Source organism: Spirulina sp. CCNP1310, from assembly GCF_034932185.1.
Taxonomy (GTDB): Bacteria; Cyanobacteriota; Cyanobacteriia; order Cyanobacteriales; family Spirulinaceae; genus Spirulina.
On the sequence record NZ_JAYGHW010000016.1, the window covers coordinates 1 to 21959 of the forward strand.

Here is a 21959-nt window from a genome sequence, read left to right on the forward strand (position 1 = left end):
TGTCGGTTTTTAGCCTTGTGATAGTTCCTGGACGTTTGAAATTCAATATAATCACCATAACACGACTGGCCCAAGGAGGGCGACTAAAGTCGCTCGTGTCGTCTTTCATCCCCGCAATAAATTGACGTTGCTCTAAGACTCCCGCACTATTTTCGTAATGGGCCAAGTTGATCGGATTTTGAGCATAATTCCACGACAAAATCAGGGCAAAGGGGGGCAAAACCTTGGCGTTCTTCTGGGGTAAGGGCCTCCCAGCGCGATCGCGCCACCCAAGCGAGATCGGGGGAACGATTGGCTCCATTGGGCAAGCGAAACCCAGTGGAGGAGTCAAAAGCTAAACCCGATCCCCCTTCTTCCTCAATCCAACGCACTAAATAATAGGCAAGACGAATATTGCGGTTGCCGGTTTCGCTACCAGTGGGGGGGGTCACGATTAAGCCTCCTGTGGCAGTGCGTTCAAATTGGAGTTCGGGGTTAGCCGCAACAAGGGCCGCAAATTCTTCGGGGGTGACGATCGCCCGAATCTCTGGGGGCCATTGAATCGTTAGGGTTTGAACCGTGGGGGGAGCAATGGCGATCATGGTTTTATTCCTCTTCTGAATCTAGACCAGCAAGATCACGGGCAATCGGCTTGCCAATCACCTGTTCAATTTTGAGTAATAGGGCTTGCTCCCGTTTCGCAAAAAATGTATTGAAGTCATTGGCCCGTAATGAATCGGGATCAATACAGTGCGATCGCAAGATTTCATCCATTCGTGCCGATGAAATTTCTGCACTTTTTTCCAGACGCTCTAAATAAATTGCAGGAGCTTTCCCACCAATCATTCGATTGGTTTTCGCAGAAATTGGGATTTTATTGATGATGCTATTATAGCGTCGCCGTTCAATGCCATTTTGTTGACACCATTGCTGCGGAAAAATATGATGAATATCAATATAGTCCTCAAAATAAAGCTGTGTATCAATTTGCTCACCCGTGCGAAAATCTCGACCGCCATCACGCATCAGTAAAGCATACAAACCTTTATAGGCAGCACTGTTACGAGTTTGGAGGCCCACTAATCGAGATTGGGCAACATTGCAATCATTAATAGTGTCCGGTTCATTACCTCCATCAATCCAAGTTAGAACTTCTGGTAAATCCTTCGCAAACCTGGTTTCAATAGAACCACCATAGAGTTCACCAAACACTCCACACCAATACCAACGGGCAATCTTCGCCCGAATACCATCGTTATCACCCCGATCACCTAATACTGCAAAAATTGCCGACATTGGCGTTAGCTGAGTACGATAGGGTAAATCACGATGCGAGAAAATATACTGAGATTGGAGTAATCGGGCTGATTTTTCGAGTCCTTTTGTAACCAGATGCGCCCATTTTTGATAATCATTTAATGTTAATCTTAAAACATCTTTACGTTTACAACTAATGGCTGGAGCACGTTCAGTTTCACTATTGTGGTTTCCTAAAGCGATCAAGCGTTTTTCCCGAGTGACGAGCAAGCTAACGGCTTGCAAAAAATCGGTACTTTCGATGGATTGCAGCATTTTATGCTTAGAAAGTTGCGCCCGTCGCTGATCCCAATCATCTCTCAAGCTAAAATCATCAACTGCAAAGGTTGCTGTTAATAACTCAAAAACTGTTAATGAAACCCCCCCTGTATTAACCTTTTCAAACACTTGACATACTGCTTCTTTGGGTGTTTCTTTGCGGAGGGAAATAATCGGCATTTGGTATTGTTTGAAACGCTGAATAACTCGACTTAGCTCATTCCAAATTTTCAAGCGTTCTGATGTGAGTTGCGGATCATCTTGTAAATAAGCCAATTGCCAGGCATTTAATTTAACATCATCGAAGAGAAGTGGTAATGGTAAAAATCCAAACTCTCGTTCTTTTTCGGGTGTGGAGTAGTCAAACTTTAATTCACCGCGAAAGTTATACAACTGGCGAGTTTCTGGTAAGCTAATAATACATTCATCCGCATCAACATAAGGGTTAACAGCTTTGTTAATATCAAGATAATACCAGCGTTTGATTACTTTACCGCGCACATCACGAGTAACAACTGGTTGATCAGAAAACAGAGCCTGAAAGAGAGAAGTAAGGCGTTGTTGTCCATCTAGAATTAAACGTTCTGGTTCTGGGGGTGAATCTAAAACAACTCCCTCAATTAATCGTGGTTTAAATTGCACATCTGGATTACCCGTTTGTAACAACATGACTGTACCGACGGGATAGGAAACAGCAATACTAGCGAGCAAGCTGCAAATATGTTCATCATCCCAAACCCAGCCCCGCTGAAAATCAGGTAGTTGTGATTTTCCGATCTTAATACTTTGTAACAGATCACTGAGAGATTCTTTTGTGCTATCAAAAGTTGTAAATGGATTCACGTTAGACTCCTTAGACTTCCTAGACGACGTGAAATATTACTGTTAACAAGGTAATTCTTGAATTTTCGATCTTATTTAAAAGTATATCAATGAAGTATCGGGGCGAAACCAAATTCGCCCCAATGAAGCAAGGGCTAACTGGTCAAGGCCGCTAGGAGTTGGGCCTTGGCCGCTGCTAAGGCTGCTGGTAATTGGCTGGCATCCCGGCCCCCAGCTTGGGCTAGGTTGGGACGACCGCCGCCGCCGCCGCCGCAGAGTTTGGCAATGCCGCCGATGAATTTGCCCGCTTGCAGTTTTTTGCCTTGGTAGATGGCAGGACTGAAGGCCGCTACCAGGGAGACTTTATCGGGTTCTGGCGTGGAGGCGAGGACGACGGCACTTTCCCCTAATTTTTGCTGTAGTCGTTCCGCTGCGGTTTGGAGGGATTTGGGATCGAGATCCCCCAAATGGGCCACTAAGAGGCGGAATTCTCCCACGGTTTCCGCTTCGGTGATCAGTTGATCGGATTTGAGGATCGCTAACTCGCCCTTGAGGGCTTCCAGTTCCTTCTGAGCCGCCTTCAAATCCGTTTGCAGCTTATCCACCCGCTCGACAACCTCCTCTGGTTGGGCCTTAAAGCGATCGCCTAATTCCCGCACGACGCGATCGCGCACCGCTAGGTAATCCAAAATTGCCGGCCCCGCCACCGCTTCAATACGCCGCACCCCGGCAGAAATCCCCGTTTCCGAAATAATCTTAAATGCACCAATTTCTGCCGTATTGCTCACATGGGTTCCCCCACAGAGTTCCATAGAAACGCCGGGGAAATCAATCACGCGCACCTCATCGCCATATTTCTCCCCAAACATGGCCACGGCTCCCTTCGCCTTCGCCGCTGCAATGGGCATTACTTCCACTTCAGCGGGATGGGCTTCGGTAATCCATTGATTAATTTGGGCTTCGATCTGCTCCAATTCAGTTTTGGTAACAGCACGGTTCAAATTGAAATCAAAGCGCAGCCGCTCAAAATCCACCAAGGAACCGGCTTGGCCAATGGTGGGATCGACGATCAGTTTTAAGGCTGCTTGTAAAAGATGGGTGGCGCTGTGGTTGGCCTGTACCCGTCGCCGACAGGTGCGGTCAATGGTAGCGGTGAGGCGATCGCCCACCTTGACCATCCCCCGCTCCACCTGGCCATAGTGGATAAACATCCCCCCTTCCCTTTGCACATCACTAATCGCAATCAAGGAATCTTCACCGTTGAGATAGCCGCGATCGCCAATTTGCCCCCCCGATTCCCCATAAAAGGGGGTGGTATCAAGGAGGATTTGCACCGTATCGCCAGGGGAAGCGGTGGCGATCGTTTTTCCTGCCTGGAGGAGAGCCACCACTTCAGCGGGAGCCTGAAGTTGGCTATAGCCGGAGAATTCCGTAGGGTGAAGGGCTTGGGCCAGTTGATCAAGGCTGGCTTGAATGGTGAGATCAATGGTGGTGTGGCTGGCCCGGGCGCGATCGCGCTGTTGGGCCATTTCCGCCTCAAACCCTGCTATATCCACAGTGATCCCCTGTTCTGTGGCAATTTCCTCGGTTAATTCCAGGGGGAAGCCGTAGGTATCGTAGAGGGTAAAGGCTTCGGAGCCGGTGATTTGGGTCGGGTTTTGGGCAAGGATTTCCGCGACGAGCTTTTCGCCTCGGCTCAGGGTTTTGAGGAATTGCGCCTCTTCCCTTTCCAGTTCGGCAAAAATTACCCCTTGGCGTTCCCGCACCTGGGGATAGGCGGATTCTGCTAAAGCAATGGCCGCCTCTGCCACCCGATTCATAAACGCCCCCTCAATGCCAATCAGCCGGCCATGGCGCACCACCCGCCGGATCAACCGCCGCAACACATAGCCCCGGTCGGTATTGGATGCCGTAATGCCATCGCTAATCATATGCACCACCGCCCGCACATGATCCCCAATCACCTTCAGAGAAACCTGTGTCGTTTCGTTCGCTTTAAAATAATCTAAACCCGCAACTTGCGCCGCCGTTTGAATAATCGGCAGAATCAAATCTGTTTCATAATTATTGGGGACTTTTTGGAGGATTTGCGCCATCCGCTCCAACCCTAAGCCCGTATCAATATTTTGCTTGGCTAACGGCGTTAAATTGCCATCACTATCGCGGTTATACTGCATAAATACGAGGTTATAAAACTCGATAAACCGCGTATCATCTTCGAGATCAATCACCGCATCCCCTTGTTCAGGGTGAAAATCATAGTAAATTTCCGAGCAGGGGCCACAGGGGCCGGTGGGGCCAGAAACCCAAAAATTATCCGCTTCATCCATGCGCTGAATGCGATGCTCTGGAATGCCAATTTCATCACGCCAAATCGCAAAAGCTTCATCATCTTCCCGAAACACGCTGGGAATTAATCGCTCTGGGGGCAGGTTAAACACTTCGGTAGAAAGTTCCCAAGCCCAGGCGATCGCCTCTTTTTTAAAATAATCCCCAAAACTGAAATTCCCCAACATTTCAAAAAACGTATGGTGGCGAGCGGTGCGCCCGACGTTTTCAATATCGTTGGTGCGGATACATTTTTGGGAAGTGGTGGCGCGATCGCAGGGGGCAGGCCGCTGGCCGAGAAAGATCGGCTTAAAGGGCAGCATTCCGGCGATCGTCAGTAATACCGTCGGGTCTTCCGGCACAAGGGAAGCACTGGGGAGGATTCTGTGCTGTCTTTGAGCGTAGAAGTTCAAAAACTGCTCGCGAATTTGGGGGCCAGTGAGATTGGGGGGAGTCTTAGGCATGGGGGGAAGGATGAAAAGAGAAGGATGAAGGAGGAAAAGAGAAGGATGAAGGATGAAGGATGAAGGATGAAAAGAGAAGGATGAAGGATGAAAAGAGAAGGATGAATAATTCTGCCTTCTGCCTTCTGCCTTCATCCTTTAATTCTGCCTTCATCCTTTAATTTAAATTCGTTTACGCATCGATTCGGCTCGTTTTTTCGAGACTTTGTTATCGGGATCGTAGGCTAAAGCCTCTTCATAGGCTTTTAAGGCTTGCGTTACCAGTTTTTTCTTTTCATAGACATTGCCCAAATTATTTAAGGCAATCACATATTCGGGATAAAGGGCGATTGCATCTTTGTAATGGCGGATGGCAATATCGTATTGCTCTTGGGCAAAGTAGGCGAAACCCGTTGCATTATGGATGAGTGCCATATTTTCCGGCTCTACTTCTTCCTTTTCAGCAGTTTTCAAAGCACGCTGAAACACGGCTACAGCTTGGACGTAGAGTTTTTTGTCTAAACATAAACTGCCAAATTCATAATAATCTTTGGCGGTGCTTTCTCCTTCCTTAAGGGTATTTTGTAGCTTTTCAAAGCGCAGATCCTGCTGCCGAGTTCGCCACACTTGGCGAAACACAAAAATTGAGGCAGCACTCAATAAAACCAGTAAAATTACAACGTAAATGGCAGGTAACGTTTCGTTCATAAGAAGGGATTAAAACAGGAATAAACTAAGGTGAGTTAACGGCGGGAAGGACGACGGCGACGGGCCGGCGGCGGCTGGCGTTGGAGGTCTTGGCTCATGCTGATGAAAAAATCCCGCCGCAAACAGGGGTATTCTCCCACCCAAAGGTCTTGACTGGGGATATAGACATCGCTAATTTTTTTGATCTCGCTCAAATCTGGTTGATTGGACATCACCAAGCATTCTGCCACTTGACCAGGGGCGAGGAGCTTGTGGGTACGGCGGAGGGGGGCTTGGACGATGGTGCGGAAGCCGGTGCGATCGCCAATTTCTAAATTAATTCGCCGCTCCCGATTTTCCACAATCACCAATTCCCCCCGCTGATTAAACGTCTCCTCTTCCTTGACCAAATCCTCAGAAATAAACACATCCAACACCCGCCCCCGCCAAAACCCGCTATATTTCCAGCGGCGATATTGACTATTGCGGACACTGGCAAAATAGACCGGCGACCAGAGCCAATAAAGGCCCATAATGATCCCCAGGAAAAATTTAAACCCAGCGGCAACCCCTTGAAAGAGGATATTGAGGAGTAATAACGCCACCACCCCGACCACGGCAATCAACACCCGCCGCACCAGATCTTGGACACCGCCCCATTGGGCAATGTATTGGGAGCCGGTGGCGATCGCCGGAATCAGTTGCTCAAATTTTTCGCGGGTAATCGGCACTAACATGGGCAGGTTTTAAAGGATATTTTCCAGACCATAAACCAAGGTTTTTAATTCCGTCACCTTGCGGATGGCTAACACCACACCGGGCATAAAGGAGGCGCGATCGCTCGTATCATGGCGCAGCGTGTAAATCTGGCCAGGGGAGCCAAACAGCACCTCTTGATGGGCCAGCAATCCGGGTAAACGCACACTGTGCATCCGGATATTCTCCGCTGTACAACTGCCCCGCGCTCCGGGGAGTTGTTCCGTTTCCTTCACTTGGGCAGGATTGTATTGGTTTTTAATCTCCGCCAACATTTCAGCGGTTTTAATCGCTGTCCCGCTGGGGGCATCGGCTTTTTGGTTGTGGTGGAGTTCGATGATTTCCACATGATCAAAATATTTCGCCGCCTGCATGGCCGCTTGTTGGAGCAGAATCACCCCAATGGAAAAATTAGGGGCAATAATCGCGCCCGTACTGGCTTTTTCCGCAAAGGCCGCGAGGTCGCTGATTTGTTCCGGGGTCAGTCCCGTTGTCCCCACCACCGGCCGCACCCCATAGGCGATCGCACTGCGAACATTTTCATAAACACCCTTGGGGTGGGTAAAGTCCACCATTACCCCCTGAACGGGTTCTTGCGTGGCCAGAACCAGCACACTTTGGAGATCCGAGAGAATCGGGATTTCCAATTCCCCACAACCCGCCACAACCCCCACATCCTGGCCAATTAATTCAGGGCTGCGATCCACCGCCCCCACCAGATGCATTCCCTCGGCAGCGGCCACAGCCTTCACCACTTCGCGGCCCATTTTGCCCGCAGCCCCATTAATCACGACGGGGATTGACGCTTCAGCGCTCATAAAACATTCAATGACAGTGCAAGAAAATCCGATCCCCATTGTACAGGGGAGTGGGAAGTGGGAAGTAGGGAGTGGTAGGGGCGAAAAATTTTTCGCCCCACACCGATCAAGCAACGAGTACCCGACAGCGGAAATCACCCAACCATGCCTGGAAGGCAGAACCCCTAGGCCCAAAGAGATTTCCATTTCTGCCTTCATCCTTCTGCCTTCATCCTTCTGCCCTGGGGTCCTAGCTGTGAATACGGGGTTCAGGGTGAAGGGTGCTGAGGATCTCGCTTTCGGCGATCGCCAACTCTACCAAACGATCTTGCACGACAGCCCGATCAAAATAGGTATCCGCCAGCACCCAATAGGCCCCGTAATGGCGAGCTTCCGAGGCCATCAGGCTGCGGTAAAACTTCGCCAACTCTGGCTCAGGGCAATGTTCCCCAATTAACCCCAAACGCTCATGGGAACGGGCTTCAATCAAACAGGAAACCAAAAGAAAATCCAGCATTCGTTCCGGCTCTTGGCGACGGATCAAGGCCCGCAGGGCCGCGCCGTAGGGGGGCGCATTGAGGGGGGCGAGGGGGATGCCTCGGCGATCTAACCATTGGTTCACCAGCGTGAAATGTTCCAGTTCTTCCTGGGCGATCGCCGTCAACTTATCCACCAAGGCACGACTGGAAGGGTAGCGAAACATTAAATTTAAGGCCGCTGCCGCTGCTTTGCGTTCACAATGAGAGTGGTCGAGTAAGATCAAGTCAAGGTTAGCGATCGCTTGATCAATCCACGCCGTCGAAGTGGGCTGTTGAAGAATGTTAATGGTGGTCACTGGCCGCCGTGCTCTCAGGGAATCTACAAGTTGTTAATTTAAGCGATTAAGTGGGGTTTTTTCACGGAAAACCTGAAGTCAGGATCGCAGATTTTAAAGGGTGAGCCGCCGGAGTTACAACCAGAACCCTAGGAGTTGACTAGAATGGAACCCTGATCTCAGGGAATTTTGCGGTCATCTTTTCTTTAACGATCGGGTTCCCCCCCATCGGTTTCACTTTGTCCCTCAACGCGAAGGTGTAAGATCACGCTTTATGAATCGTCGCATATTTGTTGGAGATGTTCATGGCCACTACGATGCGTTAATGATCCTGTTGGAGGCGATCGCCCCTGGCCAGGCGGATCAAGTCTATTTTGTTGGCGATTTGATTGATCGCGGCCCCAAGAGCGCCCAAGTCGTAGAGCTAGTGAAAAGCCATGGCTATCATTGCCTGTTGGGGAATCATGAGCAAATGGTCTTGGATGTCATTGATGGCCCCCATAGCCAAGAACATTGCCGTCAAGCCTGGCTCTATAGTGGCGGCCAAACAACCTTAAACAGCTATGGCAAGGGCAGTATTACCCCGGAACATCTCGCCTGGATGCGATCGCTCCCCACCTACCTCGATTTAGGGGATGTGTGGCTTGTTCATGCTGGCATTGATCCCCGGATGCCCCTAGAGCAACAAACTGCCGAACAATTCTGCTGGATTCGCGATGAATTCCACAGTATGCAACAGCCTTTTTTTAAAAATAAACTCATCATCACCGGCCACACGATCACATTTACGCTCCCCGGTGTGATGCCAGGGAAACTCGCCCAAGGCCCCGGCTGGCTCGACATCGACACCGGAGCCTACCACCGCCAAAGCGGTTGGCTCACGGGCTTAGATTTAACCCGTAAACGGGTTTACCAAGTCAACTGTCGCCAAAACCGCCTCCGCACCCTCGACCTCGCCGATGCCGTCACCCGCATTAACCCCGCTCGCATCTTCCCCCGCCGCATGGTTAGCCGCTAAACAGCGTTCGTAGTGAGGACTGAAGTCCTCATCCTACTGAGAAATTGGCGGGTTCACCCGTTGAACCTCATCACAATTAACAGCACTGGCTTGATTTTCCCGGCGGATGTGACAGAGCAAATAGGCATCATAGGGGTTATTTTCAGTGGCAAGACGGGATTTTGGCCCCTGCCATTGAGCATCCCAGCGCAGTTGATAGGTATTGGGTTGATCCAGTTGGGGAGAGGCGATCGCCGTCACCCGCCAAAAATCATCCTCTGGAATCCTTTGCCATTTCGCCCTTTCTAAGGCCGGTTGCACAAACCCCGGCATTTGATACGGGGTGTGATAAAGCCCCTGAAGCCATCGCTCCATCGTCCCCCAATCTTGATTACTGAGTTGCACCTCAATGGCGGGGCGCAGTTGACTGAGCAGCGGCACGCTGCGGGGTAACACCTCAGTGCCAAAATCCACTTGGCGCACAAACATACTTTCGCCAAAATCATCGACAAATAAACTGGGGTACATCATCAGCCAACTTTGTAAAATAAAGAAAAACTGAATCCAGCAGGTGAGTAAAATTTGACTGCCAAAGAGAATAATTAAGAACTTGCGAGCCTCTCGCTTCGGCAAATGCCAATTAAAATTTTCATCCACTGCATAGGGAATGACCGCTAAACCAGCCGCCAAGGGCAACCAAACCAAGAGGAGTGATTTAGGGTCAACTTTGATTAAGTCATGAACGAATAAACAGATCAGGCCAGCAGTGAGCCAAGGAGTCAAGAGCCAAGACTTTTCCAAGCCAACCCAGGTGAGGCCAATGGCAATGCAAATAAAGCTGGTATAGGCGAGAACTTCCCGCAAAAACCCTTGGGAAAACACGGAAGCGACGAAAAAGGCCAATGCCAGACCATTGAACGTCTGCCAGGAATTAAACTGTGTAGGTTTAACAAGGTTTAATAAATAGTTCAAAAATTTAAGCATAAATACTCAAGTATCGTTAAGTATAATATTGCAACACTGCAATCAAAAGCACTAATAAAATAACGCTATTACTGGCGGCATTTGCCCAAAAAATAGCCGTAATTTTTTCGGGATCTGTATAGGTGATTGCGATCATCAACCGTTGCCAAAATTGGATGCGCTCCTCTGTTGTAGTCAGTTCTGGCCACTCGCTAAAAATCATTTCTAAAAAATCTAAGCCCTTAAACTCCACAAAACAGACGAGAAAAAATAAAAAGAGCAGCAACAGCACAATGACGAAATTAAACAGGGTTTGATTTTCAATGTTGTAAAACCGCCCCAATAAAATATAGCTGATCAATTGCAGCTTGGCACTTTGGGGCATCAACGCCTGCATCACAAAGCCAAACAGCCAGACGGCGATCGCCGACAACAAATTAATCGCCGCTGAATATTGAATGCACTCCCGATGGGTTAAAACCAACTGGCGGGAAAAAATATAGGCCTCGATAGCAATACTGAGCAGTAATGCCAGCAGTTGGAAGACGATGATCGGAATCGGGAGTACACCCCAGGTGAAAAGGTCAGCCATGGAGAGGGGAATAGCAAAGTTAGATGAACGAAACGCAACTTTTGTGAAGGTTTGGCAGTAATCGCGGTTACAGTCAACACCCTAACGCTACCTTTAGATCATATACCCCACCTGAGTTAAAGCCATGCGAGTTTTTCACCGGCGACCTTCTCCCCCTCCGGTTCCCACCGAAGCAAGTACTCGTGATCGGATTCTTCAGGCAGCCTTGAAGCTTTTTGCCCGCCAAGGTTATGAAGGCACGACCACTAAAGATTTAGCCTTAGCCGCAGGTGTAGCAGAGGGGACTTTATTCCGTCACTTTAGTAACAAAAAGGCAATTTTAATCGAAGTTGCCACTAAAGGCTGGGTGGAAATTTTGACCGATTTGCTCACAGAATTGAGTGAGATGGGCAGTTATAAAGCCGTGGCCCAGGTGATGCGGCGGCGAATGTTGCGGATGGCGGAAAGTAGCGATCTGATGCGGGTTTGTTTTATGGAGGCGCAATTTCATCCCGAACTGCGCGATCGCATTCAAACCGATGTAATTGTTAAAATGACCGATGTGGCGGAAGCCTTTTTTGAAACTGCCATGGAAAAAGGCATTTATCGACGGATGAACCCGCGCATTGTCGCCCGCGTTTTTCTTGGTATGTTTGCCGTTGCAGGTTTTTCAGATCAAACCATTATGGAACCCAATGCTTCCCCCCAAGCGATGAAAGAAATGGCGGAAGGGTTGGCGGATATTTTCCTCAATGGCGTTTTAGCGCCGTAGTAGGGCGAAAGAGGGCGAACGGGGCGAAAAATTTTTCGCCCCTACGGGTGATTTAGGTGATGTCGTCGGGGCCAACCCATTCATCATCGGAAGTGCCATAACCGATGTAGTGAACAAAATATTCATCCTCTTTGGCCTTGCGGATCACGGCGGAATACCATTCCTCCTCATCCTCATCCCAGACCTTCACCGTTTGCCCCACCGTATAGCCATTGTCATCGGGGTCGCCGAAATCCCGCGATCGCACATCTGACGGATCAACCCAATCATCGTCCTCGCTGTCATAGCCCTCATAGTGAACCTTATATTCCAGCAGGTTCTTTTTCTCCCGCACTTTGAGGATCGTCGCCTCATACCAATCCTCATCATCCCCATCCCACACATCCACCCGTTGCCCTACCGCATAATCGGAGGAGCCACTGGAGGATTGAGAGGTGGCCATGGGTTGGGCCGCACTGGCTACGGGTTCCGGTTCCGCTTGCACTTGGGCATGGGCTGCTAAGATCACCGCCCGCGCTACAGTTTGAATGCCGGTGTGTTCGTAGTAGTTGGTCATTTGATCCAACAGAGCGGCGATCACATCCAGTTTGCCGCCAGCCCCCTGGATGAAATTTCCCAAACTATTGGCAATGGTTTCGGGGGTAATCCCGGTTTTGCTCACAAATCCGCTCATCCACCCTTCAACGGCGGTAAAGCTTTGGCTCACAAACCCCGCCTTATCCTGAGGGCTATTGCCTGGTAGATACTGGTTCACCGCTAAAAAGAGAGGATTTTGGGTGATGATGCTCGTATCTGCGGATTGGGTCAGTTCATGAATTTTGAGCAAAAAGTCTGTGCCTAAGGGGAGGAGCGCATCAATACAAACCAAGCTGGCCATGCGGATCAGGGCGGCATCTTGGTAGTTGTTGCTGAGGGCTTGGACAAAAAGAGCGGGATTGGGTTCGAGTTTATTGAGGCGACAGAAGGCCAGCAACTCCACCGCCACCTTCAGCACCAGATCGATACTTTGGAGAGTATCGGGTTTGGGGGTGACGTTGTTTAAAAAGCCGAGAAAGCTAATTTTCTCGCCAACTTTATTGGCCAGGGCGGCGGTTGCCATGCCAAAATCCGCTTTATCTATGGTTTGGTAAAGGCGGATTGTGCCTTGATAGGGCTGTTGGTTGTCGAGGTAGAGGGCCTCGGCGCGATCACGAATCCGGGCAATGCGGCTGGGGTTGGTTTCCCCCGTCACCGCTTGGATCATCTCGTCAAAATCGACGGTGTTCTCCCATTGACCGGGAGCAATCATATCAATCGCCTTCAAAACCTTAACGGTAATATTGTCGGCGGGTAAGGCATCAACAAGCTGAACAATCGTATCTGCCATTGTCATTCCTTTGGGTGAAATCCCGTAATTCTTCTTAAGGATCGAGCCACTTTAGGGATTTTCATCCCTTGTCTTTATGAAATGTGATATTTTCTCGCCAAGGGAATTGGGAGCCTGGCCTTGGATATGCAAAACAGTAATTTCCGGGCGGCTGCGCAGGCGCATCGGTAGCCCCCCCATACCGATGCCGCGATTGGTGTATTGGATCATTTTTCCCACTGGGTACTGGCCGGAGGGATAGCGATCGCTCATCGGTGGCAAGTTATAAAATCGGTGGAGCCGGATTTGGCCGCCGTGGGAATGGCCGGAAAGTTGGAGGTCAAAGCGGCGGGTTTGGGCGGCGGTGTCGGCAAAGTTGGGTTCATGGGCAAGGAGGATGGCGCAACCTTCAGGGGGGAGCCGCTGCAATAATCCGGGTAAATCCGGCTGTCCCACCCAAGGATCATCAATGCCCGCGAGGATCAGGGGGGTTGCTCCGGGGGTGAGGGCGATCGCCTGATTGCTCAAATCCCGGATCTGATTTTCCCGGAGGAAATGGCGCACGATGAGGGGGTTTGTCCAATGGTCATGGTTGCCCAAAATGCCATAGACCCCTTGTTTTGCCCTTAATCGTTTCAAGGGGGCCAGGAGGGGACGGTCAGCATCGAGATCATCATCTTTGGTGACGAAATCGCCAGTAATCACCACAGCATCGGGGGCTTGGGCGTTGATTTGATCAACAACTCGATCAAGAGTATTGCTGTGGAGGGAACGAACATGAAGATCGCTAATCTGCACCAGTTTGAAATCCTTGAGGATGCGATCGCACCTCGGCAACACCAGATCCACCCGCTTCACCTCCAGCCAACGGGGTTCGATTTGGCTCATATAGGTGAGGAGAAGCAGGAGCAGGGCTAAGAGGGCTATCCCCCCCCACCGTATGACTTTGCGCCCCCTCATCGGCTTAACCGTGCCGTTGGAGGGCGGTACGAATCCGAGGCAGGAAAGCCATCACCTCCATGGGGGTGGGTTGGGTGGTGATCCAACTGGGGCGGGTGGAGAGGCGATCGTACCAGGCGGAGATTTGGGGATAGGGGGTCAAATCGACACCGAGGAAAGCATCGAGGATCGTGATCGAAACGCCGGCCACGATATCCGCAAGGGTGAATTGACCCGGTACGAAAAAGTCCTCGCTCAAATGCTGTTCGTAAAATTGCAACACCGTGGCCATTTTTGTTGTGGTTTGTTCGAGAACTTCAGCAGGAACCTCGATCCCCACCTTGGCCTTAAGTTGGGGGTACATCAGGGGGGTCATTTCATGAACCTGTACCATTTCAATCATCCGCACGCGGGCGATCGCCTTTGGTTCCGTAGGCATCAATGGCGGCGTGGGGTATTGGGCTTCGAGGTAGTCCAAAATCGCCAAGGATTCAATCACAGTAAAGCCGTCATCCACCAACACCGGCACATGATGAAAGGGGTTCATGGCCAGAAATTCGGGGGTCATTTGATCGCCATTGAGTTGCACCGGCACAATTTCCGCCTCAATGCCCTTTTCCAGCAGGGCAACATGGACGCGGCGGCCGTTATTAGAAAGGCGATTCGTATAGAGTTGCATAAAGGTTGCGATCGATAGGATAGGGATGGAAGCCATTCAAGAACTAAGCTCGTTACGCCAAACGCTCGTAGTGAGGACTTTAGTCATCAAGCTTGTAGGCTTGCCTAGGATTAGGACAAAATGAGAGCCATTGGCTTTTTTCTCTTTCCCCATTATGGCTATCGGACGCACGTTGCGAAATCTCCACCGGGCGATCGCCCCCATTATCATCCTGCCCCTAATGGTCACGATCCTTACCGGCGTAAGCTACCGCCTAGGGAAAAGTTGGTTCGGTCTATCCCGCGATCAAGTGCATTGGCTCATGGTGGTGCATGAGGGGGAATACTTAGGCTCCTGGTTAGAACCTGTGTACGTTTTGCTCAATGGTTTAGGGGCGTTATTCATGCTCTCCACCGGCATCGGCATTTTTTGGTCAACCTTCCGCCCTAAAAAGCCGGCCCCCAAGGTAGAAAAACCGGAAGAGGCCCCAGAAGACTAACCTAGGGGCGAAAAATGTTGCGTCCCCAATCACCGTAGGGGCGAGAAATCTTTCGCCCCCAATCACCGTAGGGGCGTTGGCGTAAGCCTGCCGGAGGCACAAAAATCTTTCGCCCCCAATCACCGTAGGGGCGTTGGCGTAAGCCTGCCGGAGGCACAAAAATCTTTCGCCCCCACACCAATCCTAGGGATCACCCTCAGCCTTAAAGCACCCGCCCCGATGCCTTGCGCGGCAAATATTCCCCCATTCCCGGCTTCCCTAACCACTGCTCCCCATCCACAATACATTGACCCCGTAGGAAGACTTTGCGCACCTTCCCCGTCACCTCTCGCCCTTCAAAGAGGGAATAATCCACCAAAGAATGATGATTGCTGGCACTAATGCGGTGGGTGGCGTTGGGATCGAAGAGTACCAAGTCGGCATCACTGCCGGGGGCGATCGCCCCCTTGCGGGGAAACAACCCAAACATTTTCGCGGGAGCCGTTGCCGTCAGTTGCACAAAACGATTGAGGTTAATTCGCCCCGTCCGCACGCCGCCATCGTAAAGGAGTGTGAGCCGCAATTCCACCCCCGGCGCACCGTTGGGAATTTTGTTGAAATTTTCCCGGCCATACTGTTTGGATTTCAAAATCCCTAAGGGATTTTCATTAAAACAGAAGGGGCAATGATCCGTGGCCACCAATTGCAGATCATCAAACTTCAACCCCCGCCAGAGGGCGTGCTGGCAATGGTGATCCCGCAGGGGGGGAGTCATCACATATTTAGCGGCTTCAAAATCGGGGCGATCGTACTCGGAATGATCCAAAAAGAGATAATGGGGACAGGTTTCGGCAAAGGCATGAATGCCGCGATCGCGGGCTTCCACCACCGCCGCTAAAGCCTCCTCCGCCGAAAGATGGACAATATACACCGGCACTTCCGCCAGTTCCGCAATGCGGATCACCCGATGGGCTGCCTCCCCCTCCATTAAACTGGGACGGGTCATCTGGTGGAATTTGGGCGAAGTATTGCCCTCCTCTAACGCCTCCTCAATGAGTGCCTGAATCACCAGTCCATTTTCCGCATGGAGGAGCGCCATCCCCCCATGGCTCCCGGCTTTGCGCATCGTTTTAAAAATCGCAGCATCATCCACCATCAACACACCGGGATAGGCCATGTAGAGCTTAAAGCTGGAAACACCATCATTGTTGATTAAATCCGGCAGTTCCCCCAAAGAACTGGGGTTAACATCGGTGAGGATGACGTGAAAGGCGTAGTCTACACAGCATTGGGGGGCCGCAGCGGCGAGGCGGCGATCGAGGGCAGCCTTAGGGCTATCGTTGTGGAACTGTTGGGCAAAATCAATAATCGTCGTTGTGCCTCCAAAGGCGGCGGAAATTGTGCCGGATTCAAAGGTATCGCAGGTATAAACCCCATTGCCCATGGGGGTTTCCATGTGAACATGGGCATCAATGCCGCCGGGAAAAACCAACAAATCTGTTGCGTCGTGGATTTCGGCATTTTCCGCCGGGAGATGATGGCCGATCGCCTCAATTACGCCATCGCGGATTAGGATATCCCCCACATAGTCATCGGTAGCGGTGACGATGCGGCCATTTTGGATCAGTACAGAATTCATGGGTTAGCCCCCTAGTACAAAAGTTTAGGGTTGTGAGGCCCAATCATTCCCCCACATCCCCGACGGCGGGCGAAAAATGTCAGGTTTCGCCCCTACCCGCATTTGAGATCAAGGGCGAAACATTTTTTGCCCCTACCCGTAGGGCCAATCCTATCGGGGTTCATCCCCAGACCCCTAAACCGCAAGGAAAATTTTAGAGTTGTGGCGGTTCGGTTAAGGGGCAATTCCTCACCCTAGCTAACCCCCTCAAATACGTTAAAATGCCTAAACAGTCCTTAACAAAGACCCTTTGCACTGTGGCGATCGCCTTCAACGAGATCATTTATTTGGTGATATGAACTTACCCATCCAGGCCGTCCAAGCCCCCTATCGAGGCGGCGGTTCCTACCGTACTCCCCCCCCAGACCTGCCCTCTTTGTTACTCAAAGAGCGGATCATCTATCTGGGTCTCCCCCTCGTCTCCTCCGACGAATACAAGAACCAGATCGGCCTTGATGTTACAGAATTGATCATCGCCCAACTGCTTTATCTTCAGTTTGATGATCCTGAAAAACCGATCTTTATGTATATCAACTCGACGGGAACCTCCTGGTATGGTGGCGATGCGATCGGCTTTGAAACGGAAGCCTTTGCCATCTGCGACACGATGAACTACATCAAGCCCCCGATCCATACGATCTGCATCGGCCAAGCGATGGGGACAGCGGCGATGATCCTCTCCTCTGGAACGAAGGGCCATCGCACCAGCCTTGCCCACTCGACGATCATCATGCACCAACCCCGCCAAGGCGCTCAAGGCCAAGCCTCCGATATTCAAATCCGCGCTAAAGAGGTGCTGAACAACAAGCGGGCCATGCTGGAAATTTTTGCCAAAAATACAGGGCAGCCCATGGAACGCCTGGAAAAAGACACCGACCGAATGCTCTACATGACCCCACCCCAAGCTAGGGACTACGGCATTATCGATAAGGTCTTAGAAAGCTCCAAAGACTTGCCCAAGGCAATTCCCGCTGTTCTCTAAACGAATCCATCCACCCCTACCCCTTCAGTTACCATGCCTATCGGTGTTCCTAAGGTTCCCTATCAAATGCCCGGCCAGCCCTATTCGGACTGGATTAATATTTATGATCGTCTCTACCGGGAGCGGATTATTTTCCTGGGCCGTGAAGTCAACGATAGTTTGGCGAATCAGATTATTGCGATCATGCTTTACCTAGATTCTGAAGATTCTGGCAAGCCCATCTATCTCTATATCAACTCTCCTGGCGGCTCTGTCACTGCTGGCTTGGCCATTTTCGACACGATGCAACACATTAAGTCGGAAGTGGTGACGATCTGTGTCGGGTTGGCGGCTTCGATGGGGGCGTTTCTATTAACGGCAGGCACGAAGGGCAAACGTCTGGCTCTGCCCCATGCCCGGATTATGATTCACCAACCCCTAGGGGGTGTTCAAGGCCGTCGTCAAGCGACGGATATCGAAATTGAAGCAAGGGAGATTATCCGGATTAAACGCCAATTGAATGAAATCATGGCGGAAAAAACCGGGCAATCCCTGGAAAAAATCGAAAAAGACACCGATCGCGATTATTTCATGTCTCCCCATGAGGCTTTGACCTATGGGTTGATCGATAAGGTGATCGAGGAAACGCCTTAGCGGGTTGATTCCTCAGGGCGAAATGGGTAGGGGCGAAAAGTTTTTCGCCCCTACATTATTGATGGCGATCGCTCTAACATCCTAGGGATGCTTTTTGCGCCATTGGGTATAACCCCAATAGCCCAGGGCTAAGATTTGCAGAGGGGCGATCGCCAAAAACTCCCGTAATAGACCCGATTCCACCCCAGAGCGGGAAATCGTGACAAAACAAAGTAAGCCGAAGCCGAGACTGACGATAAAAATAAGGGATTGGGCAGAGGGGCGACGATTGGGCATAGCACAGCAGAATTAACGATTTTTGGTATATTAAGGGCTGTTTCTGTTTCCCCCTAATCATGGCCGGTTATGCCTTGCCCGATAATGCTGCGGCGTTGACGGAATCCACCTCCATCGCGATCGCCCAGCAGATCCAATTTCACCCCATCTTAACCCCCCTAGCCGATGAAGCGATCGCCTCCAGTTTTGTCCAAGGGGGAACCGGGGGGCCGCCGATCCTCCTCCTCCATGGGTTTGATAGCTCCCTGTTTGAATATCGTCGCCTCTGGCCCCATCTCAGCCAACACCATCAAACTTGGGTGATGGATCTTTTGGGTTTTGGCTTTACTGAACGTTCCCCTCAATTACCCTACGGTGCGGCGGCAATTCAGGCTCATTTATTGGCTTTTCATCAAAGTCAGATTAAACAGCCAGTGATTCTCGTCGGGGCTTCCATGGGGGGCGCGGCGGCCCTGAATTTTGCCTTGACCTATCCCGATCTTGTGGAACGGTTGATTCTGATTGATAGTGCGGGGTTGGCGGGGCGGCCCATGGCGGGAAAATTGATGATTCCGCCTTTGGATCGGTGGGCAACGGATTTTTTACGCAGTCCTAAGGTACGGGAAGGGATTAGCCGTAAGGCCTATTACGATTCTCGGTGGGTGACAGCGGATGCGACGCTCTGCGCTTCCCTCCATGTGGAGCAACCGGGTTGGCGGGAGTCGTTAATTGCCTTTACGAAAAGTGGCGGCTATGGCTCCTTTCAAGGCCAATTGCCCCAATTACCACAACCGACGCTGATTCTTTGGGGTCAACAGGATCGGATTTTAGGCACGAAGGACGCGCCTCGGTTTGAGCGGTTGATTCCCAACAGTCGGCTGGTGTGGATTCCTGAAGCGGGCCATGTACCCCACTTGGAACAGGCGGAAAAGGTGGCTGAGGTGATGTTGGATTTTATCCACCAAGGCCAGCCGATGATTTCCACGGTGTCCTGATGCGGGTTTTGCACGTCATTCCCTCCCTTTCGCCCTTGCGGGGCGGGCCGACGGCGGTGGCGTTGAATTTGGTGCGGGAGTTGCGATCGCAAGGTGTGGATGCGGAAATTTGCGCCACCAATGATCACGGCCCCGATACTCTAGCGGTTCCCTTGGGGGAGCGGTGCGATTATGAGGGCGTGCCGGTGTGGTTTTTTCCCCGCTTTTCCCTGCCGTTAAAGCAATTATCCCTAGGGCGCGATCGCAGTTTTCTTTTTTCCCTGGCCTGGACGCGGTGGCTTTGGGATCATGTCCGGGATTATGACGTGCTGGATACCCATTATCTTTTTGCCTACGGCTCTACAGCAGCAACGGCGATCGCCCGCTGGCATCACGTCCCCTACACGATGCGCACCATGGGGCAATTGGCCCCTTGGGCTTTGGCCCAAAGTGCGAAAAAAAAGCGGGTGTATGGGGATTTAATTGAGCGGCGATCGCTCAACCGGGCCGCCCTTGTCCATTGCACGACAGCGGGGGAAGCGGCGGATGTGACGGCCTTTGGCGTGACCAGTCCGACGGCGGTTGTGCCTTTGGGGGTGACACCAGGGGCCAAAATTCCCCAAGCGGGCCAAATCCTGCGGCAACGTTACGGTATTGGGGCCGATGTACCGATTATTCTCTTTTTATCCCGTTTGCACTATAAAAAACGGCCGGAATTACTGCTAACGGCTTTAGCTAATTTGGATACCCCCTTTCATCTCCTCCTTGCCGGGGAAAGCCAGAGCCAGGCCTATCAGCAGGCGTTAGAGTCCCAAATTCAGCAATGGGGGTTAGGGGAGCGGGTGACGTTTACGGGGTTGGTGACGGGGGAAGATAAGGAACGAGTATTACAGGGGGCGGATCTGTTTGTGTTGCCGTCCTTTGCGGAAAATTTTGCGATCGCCGTTGCCGAAGCGATGGCGGCGGGACTGCCGGTGATTGTCACGCCGGATGTACAAATTGCCCCGGAGATTGCCCAAGCTCAGGCGGGTTTGGTGGTGGAGGGTGCGCCCCAACCCTTGGCAAAAGCCATCAAGCAATTGTTAAAAAATCCCCCCCTCCGGCGGCAATTGGGGAAAAATGGGGCAGAGTTAGCGCGATCGCGCTACTATTGGCCGGCGATCGCCTCTCAACTCATTGACCTCTATCAGGGTGTGATTGCCCAATCCCTTCACCCCGATGATTTCCCCACATCCTTTTAATTCAGTCCTGAAGCTTCCTCAACCCCCATGCCCTCCTCTGGAGTCTGTTTACATATTGGCTGCGGCCTCGTGGTTGCCCCCGGTTGGCAAAATTTAGATACCTCTCCCTCCCTGCGGTTGGTGCGTTTACCCCTCATTGGGCCAGGATTGCAACGGTTAGCGGGGTTGCCTCCTTGGCCAGCGGCGGTGGGCTATGGGGATATTGTCCGGGGGTTGCCCCTGAAACCGGAAAGTTGTGATCTGGTCTACGCTTCCCATATGTTGGAGCATCTGACGTTACCGGATTTTCACCGGGCTATGGGGCATATTTTTAGCTATTTGCGATCGCAAGGTACATTCCGGGCCGTGGTTCCCGATCTAGCGGCATTGGTGTCAACCTATGAGCGCGATCGCCAAAATCCCGACGCTGCTCCCCAAGCCTCCCACCGTCTCATGATCGATTCCCTCCTCGGCAATAATCTTCCCCGCCATACGCTCCCCCAACGGCTCCGCCTCGCCTTTGCTAATAATCATCACCAATGGATGTGGGATCGGGCTTCTCTAGCTCAGGCTTTTCGGGATCAGGGTTATGTGAATGTGCGCTGTTGCGAATATGGGGATTGGGGCGATCGCCGTTTTGCTGATGTGGAGCATCCGGAAAGTTTTCAGGGGGCGATCGCCGTTGAGGGGATCAAACCCTAAGGGATAGCTAAAAAGAGGGCATCCAAGGGGATCAGACAATCGGGAAAAGCTAAGGGCCGAATCGCTTCCCCGGTGTTACATTCCTGAATGATCTGATAACCCGCTTCCTCTGGTTGCCGAAAAATAAAGGCCCGCCGCCGCTTCACATCCAACACCCAATATTCTGGAATCCCGGCTTGGCCATAGAGCAGGGCTTTTTCTTTGCGGTCTTTATTAAGGGTACTATCGGCCACTTCAATCACCCAAAACAGATCGGCGGCTCCGGGATGGCGATCGCCATATTCCTGGGGATCGAGACGGGCGATCGCAATATCCGGCTCTGGTTCTGAGCGTTCCCCCAAGGTAATCGGCAGTTGGGTGCGAATATCGGCTAAACCCCCCAAATGCTGATCCAGATACCGCCCAACGCGGCGAGTGGTGGCGGCATGGGGCGGTTCTTGGGGACTCATTTCAATAATGTGGCCATTGAGGAGTTCAAGGCGATCCTCGCTCTTCAGCAAACCTACTGCCAGCATCTGGTGATATTCCGCCACCGTCCACGTTCGCAGTTGTGTTGCCCGCATCGCCATTGGCTCCGTTGAATTGCTTTAT

22 protein-coding genes and 1 pseudogene are annotated in these 21959 nt (G+C 51.5%); 8 read left to right on the plus strand and 15 right to left on the minus strand.

Annotation, left to right across the window (positions count from 1 at the left end; genetic code table 11):
* Window positions 1-152: 152 nt before the first annotated feature.
* From VB712_RS06005 to VB712_RS06035, 7 genes and pseudogenes are all read right to left on the minus strand, one after another.
* Window positions 153-581, minus strand: a pseudogene (locus VB712_RS06005) (Uma2 family endonuclease); the annotation flags it as partial.
* Window positions 582-585: 4 nt separating this feature from the next.
* Entirely contained in the window at window positions 586-2397 is a 1812-nt protein-coding gene (locus VB712_RS06010; protein ID WP_323253141.1) for a GmrSD restriction endonuclease domain-containing protein, read from the minus strand.
* A 134-nt stretch (window positions 2398-2531) separates the two neighbouring features.
* Window positions 2532-5168, minus strand: a complete 2637-nt coding sequence (gene alaS / locus VB712_RS06015; RefSeq protein WP_323253143.1) for an alanine--tRNA ligase — start codon at window positions 5166-5168, stop codon at window positions 2532-2534.
* 162 nt (window positions 5169-5330) lie between these two features.
* Window positions 5331-5855, minus strand: a complete 525-nt coding sequence (locus VB712_RS06020; RefSeq protein WP_323253145.1) for a tetratricopeptide repeat protein — start codon at window positions 5853-5855, stop codon at window positions 5331-5333.
* Window positions 5856-5890: 35 nt separating this feature from the next.
* A complete protein-coding gene (locus tag VB712_RS06025) occupies window positions 5891-6571 on the minus strand; it encodes a phosphate ABC transporter permease (protein ID WP_323253147.1) in 681 nt (226 codons plus the stop codon).
* A 9-nt stretch (window positions 6572-6580) separates the two neighbouring features.
* The gene (dapB, locus tag VB712_RS06030; protein ID WP_323253149.1) at window positions 6581-7408 is read right to left on the minus strand and encodes a 4-hydroxy-tetrahydrodipicolinate reductase; all 828 of its coding nucleotides are present in this window, start codon (window positions 7406-7408) and stop codon (window positions 6581-6583) included.
* 229 nt (window positions 7409-7637) lie between these two features.
* Window positions 7638-8222: a tRNA-(ms[2]io[6]A)-hydroxylase gene (locus VB712_RS06035; RefSeq protein ID WP_323253151.1), complete on the minus strand. Its 585-nt coding sequence runs from the start codon at window positions 8220-8222 to the stop codon at window positions 7638-7640.
* 253 nt (window positions 8223-8475) lie between these two features.
* On the opposite strand from VB712_RS06035, the gene VB712_RS06040 reads away from it, so the two are divergent.
* Window positions 8476-9219 carry a metallophosphoesterase family protein gene (locus VB712_RS06040; RefSeq protein ID WP_323253153.1) on the plus strand — a complete coding sequence of 248 codons (744 nt, stop codon included), beginning with the start codon at window positions 8476-8478 and terminating at the stop codon, window positions 9217-9219.
* Between the two features lie 33 nt (window positions 9220-9252).
* Here the strand turns inward: VB712_RS06040 and VB712_RS06045 are convergent, their stop codons facing one another.
* Together VB712_RS06045 and fraC are read right to left on the minus strand one after the other, a co-directional pair.
* Window positions 9253-10182 (minus strand): DUF5357 family protein, encoded by a 930-nt coding sequence (locus tag VB712_RS06045; RefSeq protein ID WP_323253155.1) that lies wholly within the window; start codon window positions 10180-10182, stop codon window positions 9253-9255.
* Window positions 10183-10198: 16 nt separating this feature from the next.
* Window positions 10199-10753, minus strand: coding sequence for a filament integrity protein FraC (fraC, locus tag VB712_RS06050; protein ID WP_323253157.1), 555 nt, complete (start codon window positions 10751-10753; stop codon window positions 10199-10201).
* Between the two features lie 124 nt (window positions 10754-10877).
* On the opposite strand from fraC, the gene VB712_RS06055 reads away from it, so the two are divergent.
* On the plus strand, window positions 10878-11504 hold the full coding sequence (locus tag VB712_RS06055; protein ID WP_323253159.1) for a TetR/AcrR family transcriptional regulator: 627 nt from the start codon (window positions 10878-10880) through the stop codon (window positions 11502-11504).
* 52 nt (window positions 11505-11556) lie between these two features.
* On the opposite strand, the gene VB712_RS06060 is transcribed toward VB712_RS06055, so the two are convergent.
* From VB712_RS06060 to VB712_RS06070, 3 genes are all read right to left on the minus strand, one after another.
* Window positions 11557-12870 carry a Tudor-knot domain-containing protein gene (locus VB712_RS06060; RefSeq protein WP_323253161.1) on the minus strand — a complete coding sequence of 438 codons (1314 nt, stop codon included), beginning with the start codon at window positions 12868-12870 and terminating at the stop codon, window positions 11557-11559.
* 51 nt (window positions 12871-12921) lie between these two features.
* Window positions 12922-13737 (minus strand): metallophosphoesterase, encoded by an 816-nt coding sequence (locus tag VB712_RS06065; protein WP_323253163.1) that lies wholly within the window; start codon window positions 13735-13737, stop codon window positions 12922-12924.
* A gap of 76 nt (window positions 13738-13813) precedes the next feature.
* Window positions 13814-14503 (minus strand): glutathione S-transferase family protein, encoded by a 690-nt coding sequence (locus tag VB712_RS06070; RefSeq protein WP_323253165.1) that lies wholly within the window; start codon window positions 14501-14503, stop codon window positions 13814-13816.
* 118 nt (window positions 14504-14621) lie between these two features.
* Between VB712_RS06070 and VB712_RS06075 the strand changes: the two genes are divergently transcribed.
* Window positions 14622-14945 (plus strand): PepSY domain-containing protein, encoded by a 324-nt coding sequence (locus VB712_RS06075; RefSeq protein WP_323253167.1) that lies wholly within the window; start codon window positions 14622-14624, stop codon window positions 14943-14945.
* 202 nt (window positions 14946-15147) lie between these two features.
* Here the strand turns inward: VB712_RS06075 and hydA are convergent, their stop codons facing one another.
* Window positions 15148-16563, minus strand: a complete 1416-nt coding sequence (gene hydA, locus VB712_RS06080; protein WP_323253169.1) for a dihydropyrimidinase — start codon at window positions 16561-16563, stop codon at window positions 15148-15150.
* A 334-nt stretch (window positions 16564-16897) separates the two neighbouring features.
* Between hydA and VB712_RS06085 the strand changes: the two genes are divergently transcribed.
* Window positions 16898-17584 (plus strand): ATP-dependent Clp protease proteolytic subunit, encoded by a 687-nt coding sequence (locus VB712_RS06085; protein WP_323253171.1) that lies wholly within the window; start codon window positions 16898-16900, stop codon window positions 17582-17584.
* A 33-nt stretch (window positions 17585-17617) separates the two neighbouring features.
* Window positions 17618-18217, plus strand: coding sequence for an ATP-dependent Clp protease proteolytic subunit (locus VB712_RS06090; protein WP_416236271.1), 600 nt, complete (start codon window positions 17618-17620; stop codon window positions 18215-18217).
* Window positions 18218-18298: 81 nt separating this feature from the next.
* On the opposite strand, the gene VB712_RS06095 is transcribed toward VB712_RS06090, so the two are convergent.
* Window positions 18299-18493, minus strand: a complete 195-nt coding sequence (locus tag VB712_RS06095; protein WP_323253173.1) for a hypothetical protein — start codon at window positions 18491-18493, stop codon at window positions 18299-18301.
* A gap of 59 nt (window positions 18494-18552) precedes the next feature.
* On the opposite strand from VB712_RS06095, the gene VB712_RS06100 reads away from it, so the two are divergent.
* The 3 genes from VB712_RS06100 to VB712_RS06110 are packed head-to-tail and all read left to right on the plus strand — an operon-like array spanning window position 18553 to window position 21368.
* A complete protein-coding gene (locus tag VB712_RS06100; RefSeq protein ID WP_323253175.1) occupies window positions 18553-19467 on the plus strand; it encodes an alpha/beta hydrolase in 915 nt (304 codons plus the stop codon).
* The gene (locus VB712_RS06105; RefSeq protein WP_323253177.1) at window positions 19467-20687 is read left to right on the plus strand and encodes a glycosyltransferase; all 1221 of its coding nucleotides are present in this window, start codon (window positions 19467-19469) and stop codon (window positions 20685-20687) included. Before VB712_RS06100 ends, VB712_RS06105 begins: the two co-directional genes overlap by 1 nt.
* A 27-nt stretch (window positions 20688-20714) precedes the next feature.
* On the plus strand, window positions 20715-21368 hold the full coding sequence (locus VB712_RS06110) for a class I SAM-dependent methyltransferase (protein WP_323253179.1): 654 nt from the start codon (window positions 20715-20717) through the stop codon (window positions 21366-21368).
* On the opposite strand, the gene VB712_RS06115 is transcribed toward VB712_RS06110, so the two are convergent.
* Window positions 21365-21931 carry a Uma2 family endonuclease gene (locus tag VB712_RS06115; protein ID WP_323253181.1) on the minus strand — a complete coding sequence of 189 codons (567 nt, stop codon included), beginning with the start codon at window positions 21929-21931 and terminating at the stop codon, window positions 21365-21367. The two genes, VB712_RS06110 and VB712_RS06115, sit on opposite strands and share 4 nt — an antisense overlap.
* Window positions 21932-21959: the final 28 nt, after the last annotated feature.